The organism is Neoroseomonas rubea (genome assembly GCF_016106015.1).
In the GTDB taxonomy this organism is placed as follows: Bacteria; Pseudomonadota; Alphaproteobacteria; order Acetobacterales; family Acetobacteraceae; genus Neoroseomonas; species Neoroseomonas rubea.
Genome location: NZ_JACADQ010000107.1, coordinates 1 through 11,753, shown reverse-complemented (window position 1 = coordinate 11,753; position 11,753 = coordinate 1). Strand labels below are relative to the sequence as shown.

Sequence of the window (11,753 nt, the reverse complement as noted above, 5' to 3'; positions counted from 1 at the left end):
GCCTGGCGCGGCGGCGAGCTTGCCACGCGCGGCTTCTGGCCGCGGCGGCTGACGCCGGCCGAGATCGCCGCGCTGGACGCCGCGCTGGCCGAGGTGAAGGCCGCCGGCCGCGCGCCACCGGCGATTGCGCGCGAGCATTTTTCCATCCCCGCGCTGGCGCCGCTTCTGGCCGAGGTGACGCGCGAATTGGAAGACGGCGCGGGCGTGGTGCGCCTGTCGGGCCTGCCGGTGGAACGGCTGTCGCGTGACGACCTGCGCACGCTGTTCTGGGGGCTGTGCGCCAATATCGGCACGCCGCTGTTCCAGAACACGACCGGCGAGGTGCTGGCCGAGGTGAAGGACGAGACCGGCGCGGGGATCGCGGTGACCGGCGGCGGCGCGGGGCCGGTGCCCTCGGCGCGCGCGCGGTCGCGCTCCACCGGGCCGCTGCGCTTCCACACCGACAAATGCGACCTGCTGGCGTTGCTGTGCGCGTCGAACGGCATCGAGGGCGGCGTGTCGCGCGTCGTCTCCACCATCGCCATCCATGACGAGATGGCGCGCCGCCGGCCCGACCTGCTCGCGGTGCTGTATGAGGATTTCTTCCGCATGCGCCCGGCGGATGAGGAAGGGGTTGGGCATTCTGACCGCGTGTTCCGGATGCCGGTGTTTGCGCGCGGTCCGGAGGGCGCGTTCACCAGCCAGTATTCGCGCACCTATGTCGAGATGGCGCATGCCGAGCCGGGCGTACCGCCCCTGCGCGCGGCGCAAATCGAGGCGATGGACATGCTCGCCGCCCTCGCTGACGAGTTATGCGCGGAGGCGCCCTTCACGCCGGGGGACATCCAGCTGCTGAACCAGCACACGACCTATCACGGGCGCACGGCCTATGCGGACGATGCGGCGTCGGGTGCGCATCGCGTGCTGCTGCGCATCTGGCTGGCGACGCCGTTCAGCCGGGCGCTGCCGGAGGGGCATCGGGTGCAGTGGGGGGCGGTGGAGGCGGGGGCGCTGCGGGGTGGGGCGATTTTGGGAAGGAGTGCGGTGGCGGCGTGAGGCGCCGTCAGGGCATCTGCTGGCGGGGCAGGGCTTGCTGCTGCGGCTGCACCCCTCCGGCTTGCTTCGGCACGAGTTTTTCGACCAATCGCCGCAGGTCCGCGGGCGTCGTGTGACCTGCGATGACCTCGTGGTAGCCGACGCCCGCGCGACGAAGGGCCTCTTTCTTGACCGCGTCGCGTGCGGCCGCGGTGCCCTGGTGATGTCCGGAGCCCTGATATTCGATGGCGTGACGGGGGAGGCACTCCTCATCGATCAGGAGCAGGTCCACGCGCTTCGCATTGATGCAGGCGAAGGCCGCCGTGTCGTTGCTGCGAAGAACCTCGCCCAGGGAGACCTGTGCCATGACCTGCCACGTCGGATTGCAGCTCTCCACGCAGCGTTCGAGTTCACGCAGCACGCGCGCCTCGCTCTTGTTGAGCAGCGGCTGGGGGGTGAAGGCGGCGCCCATGACGATGCGCAGCTGGTCGGCCGCATCGGTGAGCCGCGGTGCAGGCGGGCTTCCTGAGAATGTCGGTGCAAGTCTGATTGGTTCGCGCACGCCGTTGCGCTCAACGATGCGCGAGGCGTTGCGCCGCCGCCAGGCTTCCCGGCGGAGCCTGGACAGAAACCGTTCGATGCCGATTCCCACACCGATCCCAACGAGCCAGATGGCGATCGGCAGAACGGGGTTCTTGAGGAACGGAGCCAAGTCCTGCGACATAGATGAAGGTTAATCGAGCGGCGCCCCGCGCGGGTAGTGCTGTCGCGGCTTACCCACCCCACGCCGCCGGATGCGTCCCGAGCGGCACCGCCGGCAGTGCCCAATGCGCCGGCGTGCCCGACATTCCCGCGCTTTGCCGCACCGCCGTCATTCGCCCAAAGCCGCTCGCACTGTCCTCGAGGAACGGCGTGACATCGAAAATCCCCGGTGCGGCGAGCCCGCCCTCGACCCGCCCCAGCCGCTTGATCCATTCCCCCGTGCCGGCGAGCGCGACGCGCACGAGCCACGACCCGCCTTCCTCCGCCCGCCGCAGCAGCGCCGCCATCGCCCCGAAGGCCAGCAGGTAGCCCGAGGCATGATCGAGCGCCTGGCAGGGCAGGGGCTTCGGCTTGTCTTCGCCGGCCGCGTCGCGTTCCGCGTCGTTGATGCCGTTCGCGTTCTGCACCAGGGAATCGAAGCCGCGCCGCCCCGCCCACGGGCCGAGATGCCCCCAGGCGGAAAGCGAGACGCAGACGATCCCCGGCCTCAGCGCCGCGAGCGCTTCCGGCGCGAAGCCGTGCCCGGCGATCGCGCCTGGCCGGTAGCCTTGCAGGAACACATCGGCGCCTGAAGCGAGCCCGCGCAGCGTTGCGCGGTCGGCCTCCGCCCGCAGGTCGAGTGCTGCGCAGCGCTTGCCGCGCCCCGTGTCCATCACCAGCGCGGGGATGGAGGGCAGATGCGGGCCGGTGATGTGCAGCACCTCCGCGCCGTGGGCGGCCAGCGTCCGCCCGGCGACGGGGCCGGCGATGACGCGCGTGAGGTCCAGCACGCGGAGGCCCTGCAAGGGCCGCGCGGCAAGCGGCGGCAGGGGCGTGGGCGGGGCATCGCCGATGCGTTCCAGCACCAGCGCGGGTAGCGACGCGGCGGCGGCGCCGGCCGGGTGCGCGGCCCATTCGTCGAGCGCGCGCGTCATGGTCGCGACTCCGCCGGCCTCGTAGATCGCGGTCTCGGCCGCTTCGGCCTGCCAGGATTGCAGCGCCGCCGTCACCGCCGCGCGGTCGTAGTCGCAGCCGAGCACGCGGAGGACGGCGTCGCGATGATGCGGCAGGTTGGTGTGCAGCCGCAGCCAGCGCCCGTCCCCGCAGCGATGCAGGCCGGCGATGCGGTCCCAGCCTTCATGCACCTCGGCGCCGTCGATGCGCAGGTGGTGTTCTGAGCGGAACTCGGCGAGCGCATGGGCGATGTCGACGGCAACCCGCTGCGCGCCGCCGCCGCGCGCGGCGTGGATGGCGGCCGCCGCCGCGCCGGTCGCGCCGATGCTCGCCAGCGCCGATGTGCCGACGGCGAAGGTCGAGGGCATCAGCGGGTCGGCGCCGGCGAGCGTGGTCTCGGGGCGCAGGGAAGCGGCCAGGCCGGCCTGGCGCCAGAGCGCATCGAGGGCGGCGTCGGGGGAGGTGGTCATGGCCGCAGGCTCGCCTGGGGCCGCGCCATGGTCCAGCCCGTTCAGCGGGAGATGGCGCAGCGCATCGTCGCCGCCCGGTCCGTGCCGGCGTCGTCCTGCACTGCCGTGATGCCGGGCGCGCGGACGAGGCCCGCGGCATCCGGCGCGGAACGGTCGCGCCGATGACGGCGAACGGCACGCCGGTCGATGCCGCGGCGCGCTTCGTGGCGCTGGCGAGACGGCGCGCCTCCGCTTGCCCCCCGGCGAAGCGCGCGCGGACGAAGGCGCCGCGCGGTCGCTCCGCTATCCCCACATCTTCTCGATCTCGCCCGCCCGCGCATCGATCGCCATGCGGCGCTTCACCTTCATCGTCGGCGTCAGCAGGCCGTTGTCGATGGTGAAGGGCTCGGTCGCGGTGAAGTGGCGGATGCGCTCGATCGTCGGCAGCTTGGCGTTCACGCGGCGCACCGCCTCGCCGATCTTCGCCTCCATCCCTTCCGTCGGGACGATGAGGGCGACGAGCGCCGGCCGGCCTTCGCCCGCGACCAGCGCCTGGTGGACCTCGGGTTCGGCCATCAGCAGGCTTTCCACCTTGGCGGGGCTGACCATGTCGCCGCCCAGCGTCTTGATGAAGTCCCGCTTGCGGTCGGTGATGCGCAGATAGCCATCCTCGATCACGCCGACATCGCCGGTGTGCAGCCAGTGCTCTGTCTCGCCGGGCGGGGGCTTCAGCGCGGCCTCGGTTGCCTCCGGGTTGTTCCAGTAGCCGGTCATGACGAGCTCGCCGCGGATCAGCACCTCCCCATCCTCGGCGATGCGGCATTCGACGCCCAGCAGGGGCGGGCCGACCGTGTGGCGGCGGTTGCCCCAGGGCAGGTTGACGCTGACGACGGGGCCGGCCTCGGTCTGGCCGTATCCCTGCAGAACCGGAAGCCCGAGCGCCATGAAGAAGCCCGAGAGGTCCGGATCGAGCCGCGCCCCGCCCGAGACCAGCGCCTGGACCCGCCCGCCGAAGCGCGCGCGCACCTTCTCCCGCACCAGCTTCTCCAGCACCGCGTCCTGGACGCGGTCGAGCAGGCTGAGCGGCGGCCCGTCCATCCGGCGCAGGCCGAGCGCCAGCGCGCGGTCGAACAGGCCGCGCTTGAAGGCGCTCTCCTTCTCGAGCCCCGCCAGGATGCGCCCGCGCAGCACCTCGAACAGCCGGGGCACGGCGGTGACGACGGCGGGCTGGATTTCCGCGAATTCGTGCGACAGCCGGTCGGCGCCGCGCGAATAGACCACCTCCATCCCGATCGAGGGCAGCAGGAAGCCGCCCACCGTGTGCTCGTAGGAATGCGACAGCGGCAGGAAGGACAAATACGGCTTGCCGTCGAGATCGAGCCGCTTGGCGAGCGGCAGCACCCCCGCGCGGTTGGCGAGCAGCGCCCGATGCGGAAGCATCACCCCCTTGGGCAGCCCCCCGGTGCCGGAGGTGTAGATCAGGCAGGCGAGGCTGTCGGGCGGGGCGGCGGCGGCTTCCGCGTGCAGGGCCGCGACGTCGCCTAGCGTGGCGAGCGCCTCCTCCCACCGATGCCCGGCCATGCCCGCGGCTTCGGGCGGGTCCTCGATGCAGACCAGCAGGTCGAGCCCGCCGGCCAGGGCGGCACCTTCCAGGACCTTCTCGGCCAGTTTCCGGCTCGAGACGATGGCCGCCCGCGCCCCGGAATCGCGCAGGATATGCGCGTGGTCCGCGGCGAGGTTCGTCGTGTAGGTCGGCACGGTGATGGCGCCGACCGCCATGATGGCGGTGTCGGCGATGGGGAATTCGGGCCGGTTCTCGCTGACCAGCATGACCCGGTCCCCCGGCCCGACGCCCCGGGCGCGCAGGAAGGCCGCGACCGAGGCGACCTGGGTCGCGAATTCGCCCCAGCGCAGGCTGCGCCAGGCGCCACCCTGCCAGTGGCGGAACAGTGGCCGGTCCGCCCAGTCCGCCGCGCGCGCCAGCATCATCGCCGGCAGCGTGGGCCAGCCTCCCGCCGAATAGGGCATGGGTCCCCCGTGAACGTCCCCGTCCGGCCATGTAGGCGGCGCACGCACGCTTGGCCAAGTCCCCGATCGGTCTATATGGGCTGCGTGATCAATCCGCCGCTCCCCGCCCCCGCCCGCGCCCCCCTCGATGCCGCCGCCGCCGAGGCCGCGCTGCCCATCTGGGACCTCTCCGACCTCTATGCCGGGCCGGAGGATCCGCGGCTGGCCGCCGATCTCGACCGGGTCGAGGCCGAGGCCCGCGCCTTCGAGCAGCGCCTGTCCGGGCGCCTCGCGGCCCTGTCGGGCGACGCGCTGGCCCAGGCCATCGCGGATTACGAGCGGATGTGGGAGGCGCTCGGCCGCGTCACCTCCTTCGCCGGGCTCGTATTCGCCGGGGATGCCGAGGACGCGGCGAATGGCCGCTTCTACCAGACGACGCAGGAGAGGGTGACGCTGATCTCCTCCCACCTGCTGTTCTTCACGCTGGAGATCAACCGGCTCGAGGATGCCGCGCTGGAAGCCAAGGTCGGCGGGTCGGCCGCGGCGTCCCGCTGGCGCCCCTGGCTGCGCGACCTGCGCGTGTTCCGCCCGCACCAATTGTCGGACGAGGCGGAGAAGCTGCTGCACGAGAAGGAGGTCGCGGGCCGTTCCGCCTGGACGCGCCTGTTCGACGAGACGATCGCGACGATGCGCGTGAAGGTGGGGGAGGAGGAGCTGACCGTCTCCGCCGCGCTGAACCGCCTGTCCGACCGCGACCGCGCGAAGCGGCAGGCGGCGGCGGCGGGTGTCTCGGCGGCCTTCGGGGACCGGTCGCGGCTGTTCGCGCTGATCACGAACACGCTCGCGAAGGACAAGGAGATCGAGGACAAGTGGCGCCACTATCCGCGCCCGGGGTCCTACCGCAACCGCTCCAACATGGTCGAGGACGAGGTCGTGGACGCGCTCGTCTCCGCCGTCCGCGCCTCCTACGCCCGGTTGTCGCATCGCTACTACGGGATGAAGGCGAAGTGGCTCGGCCTGCCGAAGTTGCAGCACTGGGACCGCAACGCGCCGCTGCCGGAGGAGGATGACCGCCTCATTCCCTGGCCCGAGGCCGTCGATCGCGTGCTGACGTCCTACGCCGCCTTCAGCCCGGAACTCGCTGCGGTGGGCAAGCGCTTCTTCGACAAGCCCTGGATCGACGCCGCGCTGCGGCCGGGCAAGGCGTCCGGCGCCTTCGCGCACCCGACCGTGCCCTCCGCGCATCCCTATCTGCTGCTGAACTACCACGGCAAGGCGCGGGACGTGATGACGCTCGCGCACGAACTGGGCCATGGCGTGCACCAGATCCTCGCCGGCGGGCAGGGCTACCTGATGTCCTCCACGCCGCTGACGCTCGCCGAGACCGCGTCGGTGTTCGGGGAGATGCTGACCTTCCGCGCCGTGCTCGATGCCGAGACCGACCCGCGCCGCCGCCGCGGCATGCTCGCCGGCAAGGTCGAGGACATGCTGAACACGGTGGTCCGCCAGATCGCCTTCTACCGCTTCGAGACGCTGCTGCACGACGAGCGCCGCAAGGGCGAGATCTCCACGGAACGCCTGGCCGAGCTGTGGATGCAGGTGCAGACGGAAAGCCTCGGCCCGGCCTTCGAGTTCACGCCCGACTACGGCGTCTACTGGGCCTATATCCCGCACTTCGTGCACTCGCCCTTCTACGTCTACGCCTACGCCTTCGGGGATTGCCTGGTGAACGCGCTGTACGGCGTCTATCGCGACGGCTCGGTGCCGGGCTTCGAGGGCAAGTACCTGGACATGCTGCGCGCGGGCGGGACCAAGCGGCACAAGGAACTGCTGGCGCCCTTCGGCCTGAACGCCGCGGACCCGGCCTTCTGGACCAAGGGGCTCGACGTGATCTCCGGCTTCATCGATGAACTGGAGCGCGCCGATGGCTGACCGGGAAGGCAGCACGATCTTCGGGGAGGCGCGGCGCATGCTGCGCACCTCCGGCGCCGTGACCGGCATCGCCGCGCGCTACGCGGGCAAGCGCCTGTTCGGCGTGAAGGGCAATGAGGCCGCGCATGCGGAGGACCTCAAGGCCGTCCTCGGCGGGCTCAAGGGCCCGATGATGAAGGTCGCGCAGTTCCTCTCGACCGTGCCGGACGCGCTGCCGCCGGAATACGCGAAGGAACTGGCCACGCTGCAGGCCAATGCCCCGCCCATGGGCTGGCCCTTCGTGCGCCGGCGCATGGCGAGCGAACTCGGCCCCGCCTGGGAATCCCGCTTCGCGAATTTCGAGCGCGAGGCCGCCGCCGCCGCCTCGCTCGGCCAGGTGCATCGCGCGACGCTGCATGACGGCACGCGGGTGGCCTGCAAGCTGCAATACCCCGACATGGCGTCGGTGGTGGAAGCGGACCTGCGCCAGTTGAAGATGGCCATGGCGATCTATCGCCGCATGGACAGCACGCTGGAGAACGAGGAAGCGTATCTGGAACTCTCCGAGCGGCTGCGCGAGGAGCTCGACTACCTGCGGGAAGCCGCGCAGCAGAAGCTCTACGCCAAGATGCTGCAGGGCGTTCCCGGCGTGCGCGTGCCCACGCCCATCGAGAGCCTCTGCACGAAGCGCCTGCTGACCATGACCTGGCTCGATGGCCGCGCCATCCAGGCGCGCATCGACGAGGACCCGCCGGAGGAGGAACGCGCCGCCTACGCCCGCGCGCTGTTCCGCGCCTGGTACGTGCCGCTGTACGGCTATGGCGTGATCCATGGCGACCCGCATCTGGGCAACTACCAGGTGCGGTCGGACGCGCCGGAGAATGGCGGCTGGGGGATCAACCTGCTGGATTTCGGGGTGGTGCGGATTTTTCCCCCCACCTTCATCGGCGGCGTGATCATGCTCTACGAGGCGATCCGCGACGACGATTTCGACAAGGCCGCCGCGGCCTACGACATTTGGGGCTTCCGCAATCTCAAGCGGGAGACGATGGAGGTCCTGAACATCTGGGCGAAGTTCCTCTACGAGCCGCTGCTCGACGCCCGGGTGCGCCCGATCCAGGTGAACGACGACCCGCAATACGGCCGCAAGATCGCCGAGGAGGTCCATGCGGGCCTCAAGCGGACGGGGGGCGTGCGCGTGCCGCGGGAATTCCCGCTGATGGACCGCGCGGCGATCGGGCTGGGCTCGGTGTTCCTGCGGCTCGGCGCGAAGCTGAACTGGCACGACCTGTTCCAGGAACTGATCCAGGGCTTCGACACGGATGTGCTGGCCCAGCGCCAGCGCGTCGCGCTGGCCGAGGCGGGACTGCCGGACCCGCACCCGCCGGGCTGAAGGCGGGGGCGGGGCCGCAATCGATGCGTGGCAGACACGCTTGCGCCCCATCTGGCGGGCCGCACGTCGCCCCGCCTTGAAATTCCCGCATCCGCCCCCTGCTTGACGCGGCCGGCTGGCGCCCGCTCGGGTGCCGGTCGTTTCATCGTGCGGGCGCTGGACACCCCGGCGCCCAGGGGCTAGGTGCGCCCGTTCCTGTGGCGCGTGGGGGAGTATCCCGGATGCGTGTGGCGGTGTTGAAGGAGCGGCGGAGCGGGGAAACCCGCGTCGCGGCGACGCCCGAGACGGTCAAGAAGTATGTCGGCCTGGGGCTGGAGGTCGCGGTGGAATCGGGGGCGGGACTCGCCTCCGGCATCATCGACGCCGCCTATGCCGAGGCGGGGGCGACCATCGCCGCCGATGCCGCTGGCGCGCTTGCTGGCGCGGGCATCGTGCTGGTGGTGCGCGCGCCGGAGGCCGAGCTGCCGCGCGGCGCGCTGCTGATCGGCACGCTCGGCGCCGATGCGGCCGCGGCGGCCGCCTATGCCGCGGCGGGCGTGGATGCCTGCTCCATGGAACTCCTGCCGCGCATCACCCGCGCGCAGTCGATGGACGTGCTGTCCTCCCAGGCCAACCTCGCGGGCTACCGCGCGGTGATCGAAGGCGCGGGCGCCTACGACAAGGGCTTCCCGATGATGATGACGGCGGCCGGCACCGTGCCCGCCGCCAACGTCTTCATCATGGGCGCCGGCGTGGCGGGGCTGCAGGCGATCGCGACGGCGCGCCGCCTCGGCGGCCGCGTCTCGGCGACCGATGTCCGCCCCGCGGCGAAGGAGGAGATCAAGTCGCTGGGTGCGACCTTCGTCGGCTACGAGGACGAGGAGAGCAAGGCGGCGCAGACGGCGGGCGGCTACGCCAAGCAGCTGAGCGCCGAGTTCTACGCCAAGCAGGCGGAAGTGGTCGCCGCGCACATCGCCAAGCAGGATGTCGTGGTCTGCACCGCGCTGGTGCAGGGCCGCAAGGCGCCGACGCTGGTGACGGAAGCGATGGTCGCCTCGATGAAGCCGGGCTCGGTCATCGTGGACATCGCCGCCGATGCGGGCGGGAACTGCGCGGCAACGAAGCCGGGTGAACTCGTCGTGACGGCGAACGGGGTGAAGATCCTGGGCTTCACCAATTGGCCGGGGCGCCTGCCGGCGGCCTCCTCCGCGCTCTATGCGCGCAACCTCCTCACCTTCCTGACCACCTTCTGGGACAAGGAAGCCAAGGCGCCGAAGCTGCCGGAGGAGGACGATATCGTGAAGGGTGTCGCGCTGACGCGCTGCGGCGCCGTGGTCCACCCGCTGATGAAGCCGGCGGCGTAAGGGGGAACAGCGATGAACGCGACGGAACTCGCCAACCAGGCCACCGCTGCCGCGCAGCGCGCCCTCGAACTCGCCGAGGCTGCGCGCCGCGCCGCCGAGGCCGCGGCCCCGGTCGCCGCGGCGGCCGAGCCCTTCCTGTACCTGCTGACGATCTTCCTGCTGGCCTGCTTCGTCGGCTACCACGTGGTGTGGAACGTCACCCCGGCGCTGCATTCGCCGCTGATGGGCGTGACCAACGCCATCTCCTCGGTGATCGTGGTGGGCGCGATCCTGGCCGCCGGCATGGCGGACAGCACGCTCGCGCGCATCTTCGGCTTCCTGGCCGTGACGCTCGCCGCGGTGAACATCTTCGGCGGCTTCATGGTGACCAGGCGCATGCTCGCCATGTTCAAGAAGAAGGGGAGCTAAGCCGATGGGCACGACGCTCTCGACCCTGGCCTACCTGGTCGCCTCGGTCCTCTTCATTCTCGCGCTGCGCGGGCTCTCGCACCCCGAGACCAGCCGCCAGGGTAACATGTACGGCATGATCGGGATGGGCATCGCCATCCTGGCCACGCTGTTCAAGCCTGGCATCGGCTTTGGCGGCGTGACGCTGGTGGTGGTGGGGCTGGCGATCGGCGGCACGATCGGCACCATCCTCGCCCAGCGCATCCAGATGACGGCGCTGCCGCAGCTGGTCGCGGCCTTCCACTCGCTGGTCGGCATGGCGGCGGTGTTCGTCGCGGCGGCGGCCTTCTACGCGCCGGAATCCTTCGGCATCGGCACGCGCGGCAACATCAAGGCCGCGTCGCTGATCGAGATGTCGCTGGGGCTTGCGATCGGCGCCATCACCTTCTCGGGCTCGGTCATCGCCTTCGCCAAGCTGGCGGGGAAGATGTCGGGCGCGCCGATCATCTTCAACGGGCAGCATTGGCTGAACCTCGGCCTGGGCATCCTGCTCGTCGTGCTGATCATCCTGTTCGTGGTCACCGGCTCGGGCTTCCTGTTCTGGCTGATCGCGATCCTGTCCTTCGCGCTGGGCTTCCTGCTGATCATCCCGATCGGCGGGGCGGACATGCCGGTCGTCGTGTCCATGCTGAACAGCTACTCGGGCTGGGCGGCGGCGGGCATCGGCTTCACCATCGGCAACCTGCTGCTGATCGTGACCGGCGCGCTGGTCGGCGCCTCGGGTGCGATCCTGTCCTACATCATGTGCAAGGGCATGAACCGCAGCATCCTCAACGTGCTGCTGGGTGGCTTCGGCTCGGAAGGCGGCGTGGTCGCCGCGGGCGGCGACGTGGACCGCCCGCCGGTCAAGGCCGGTTCGCCGGAAGACGCCGCCTACATGATGAAGAACGCGCAGAAGATCATCGTCGTGCCGGGCTACGGCATGGCGGTGGCGCAGGCGCAGCAGGTGCTCCGCGAAATGGCGGACCTGCTGAAGAAGGAAGGGGCGGAGATCAAGTACGCGATCCACCCCGTCGCAGGCCGCATGCCCGGGCACATGAACGTGCTGCTGGCCGAAGCCAACGTGCCCTACGACGAGGTCTTCGAGCTCGAGGAGATCAATCCCGAGTTCGCCGACGCCGACGTGGCCTTCGTGATCGGCGCCAACGACGTGACCAACCCGGCGGCCAAGACGGACAAGTCGTCCGCCATCTACGGCATGCCGATCCTGGATGTGGAACGCGCCAAGACGGTGTTCTTCATCAAGCGCGGCATGGCCTCGGGCTATGCCGGCGTGGAGAACGAGCTGTTCTTCCGCCCGAACACGATGATGCTGTTCGGCGACGCGAAGAAGGTGACGCAGGAAATCGTGCAGGCGCTGCAGCGGTAGCGCCTGCCGGACATCCTTGGCTGGCAAGGGGGGGCGGCGCCGCACGGGGCCGCCCCCTTCGCTTTTGGCGCGGCCGCGGCCCATCCGCTGCGCCCACTCCAGGACGGAATCGGAAGTGTCTACGT

The 11,753-nt window shown here is 70.7% G+C and carries 9 protein-coding genes; 6 read left to right on the top strand and 3 right to left on the bottom strand.

All coding sequences use genetic code 11. The features are described 5' to 3' along the window. Window positions 1-1,035: TauD/TfdA family dioxygenase (locus tag HW577_RS12300; protein WP_198376428.1), on the top strand; the 1,035-nt coding region annotated here is incomplete at its 5' end. A gap of 7 nt (window positions 1,036-1,042) precedes the next feature. Here HW577_RS12300 and HW577_RS12295 read toward each other — a convergent pair. From HW577_RS12295 to HW577_RS12285, 3 genes are all read right to left on the bottom strand, one after another. Further along, window positions 1,043-1,738, bottom strand: a complete 696-nt coding sequence (locus HW577_RS12295) for a DUF2726 domain-containing protein (protein ID WP_198376427.1) — start codon at window positions 1,736-1,738, stop codon at window positions 1,043-1,045. Window positions 1,739-1,787: 49 nt separating this feature from the next. Next, a complete protein-coding gene (locus tag HW577_RS12290) occupies window positions 1,788-3,179 on the bottom strand; it encodes a CoA transferase (RefSeq protein ID WP_198376426.1) in 1,392 nt (463 codons plus the stop codon). A gap of 282 nt (window positions 3,180-3,461) precedes the next feature. Then, window positions 3,462-5,186 carry an AMP-dependent synthetase/ligase gene (locus HW577_RS12285; RefSeq protein ID WP_198376425.1) on the bottom strand — a complete coding sequence of 575 codons (1,725 nt, stop codon included), beginning with the start codon at window positions 5,184-5,186 and terminating at the stop codon, window positions 3,462-3,464. Window positions 5,187-5,261: 75 nt separating this feature from the next. On the opposite strand from HW577_RS12285, the gene HW577_RS12280 reads away from it, so the two are divergent. From HW577_RS12280 to HW577_RS12260, 5 genes are all read left to right on the top strand, one after another. After that, window positions 5,262-7,097 (top strand): M3 family oligoendopeptidase, encoded by a 1,836-nt coding sequence (locus HW577_RS12280; RefSeq protein ID WP_198376424.1) that lies wholly within the window; start codon window positions 5,262-5,264, stop codon window positions 7,095-7,097. Beyond that, the gene (locus HW577_RS12275; RefSeq protein ID WP_198376423.1) at window positions 7,090-8,469 is read left to right on the top strand and encodes an ABC1 kinase family protein; all 1,380 of its coding nucleotides are present in this window, start codon (window positions 7,090-7,092) and stop codon (window positions 8,467-8,469) included. Before HW577_RS12280 ends, HW577_RS12275 begins: the two co-directional genes overlap by 8 nt. Before the next feature lie 221 nt (window positions 8,470-8,690). Further along, window positions 8,691-9,812, top strand: a complete 1,122-nt coding sequence (locus HW577_RS12270) for an NAD(P) transhydrogenase subunit alpha (protein ID WP_198376422.1) — start codon at window positions 8,691-8,693, stop codon at window positions 9,810-9,812. A gap of 12 nt (window positions 9,813-9,824) precedes the next feature. Next, entirely contained in the window at window positions 9,825-10,220 is a 396-nt protein-coding gene (locus HW577_RS12265; RefSeq protein ID WP_198376421.1) for an NAD(P) transhydrogenase subunit alpha part 2, read from the top strand. 4 nt (window positions 10,221-10,224) lie between these two features. Continuing rightward, a complete protein-coding gene (locus tag HW577_RS12260; RefSeq protein ID WP_198376420.1) occupies window positions 10,225-11,628 on the top strand; it encodes an NAD(P)(+) transhydrogenase (Re/Si-specific) subunit beta in 1,404 nt (467 codons plus the stop codon). Window positions 11,629-11,753: the final 125 nt, after the last annotated feature.

What these genes read in the sequence shown, in the direction of transcription:
- HW577_RS12295 (WP_198376427.1), bottom strand. Translation starts at nt 1,738, where the DNA reads ATGTCGCAGGACTTGGCTCCGTTCCTCAAGAACCCCGTTCTGCCGATC.
- HW577_RS12290 (WP_198376426.1), bottom strand. Translation starts at nt 3,179, where the DNA reads ATGACCACCTCCCCCGACGCCGCCCTCGATGCGCTCTGGCGCCAGGCC.
- HW577_RS12285 (WP_198376425.1), bottom strand. Translation starts at nt 5,186, where the DNA reads ATGCCCTATTCGGCGGGAGGCTGGCCCACGCTGCCGGCGATGATGCTG.
- HW577_RS12280 (WP_198376424.1), top strand. Translation starts at nt 5,262, where the DNA reads ATGGGCTGCGTGATCAATCCGCCGCTCCCCGCCCCCGCCCGCGCCCCC.
- HW577_RS12275 (WP_198376423.1), top strand. Translation starts at nt 7,090, where the DNA reads ATGGCTGACCGGGAAGGCAGCACGATCTTCGGGGAGGCGCGGCGCATG.
- HW577_RS12270 (WP_198376422.1), top strand. Translation starts at nt 8,691, where the DNA reads ATGCGTGTGGCGGTGTTGAAGGAGCGGCGGAGCGGGGAAACCCGCGTC.
- HW577_RS12265 (WP_198376421.1), top strand. Translation starts at nt 9,825, where the DNA reads ATGAACGCGACGGAACTCGCCAACCAGGCCACCGCTGCCGCGCAGCGC.
- HW577_RS12260 (WP_198376420.1), top strand. Translation starts at nt 10,225, where the DNA reads ATGGGCACGACGCTCTCGACCCTGGCCTACCTGGTCGCCTCGGTCCTC.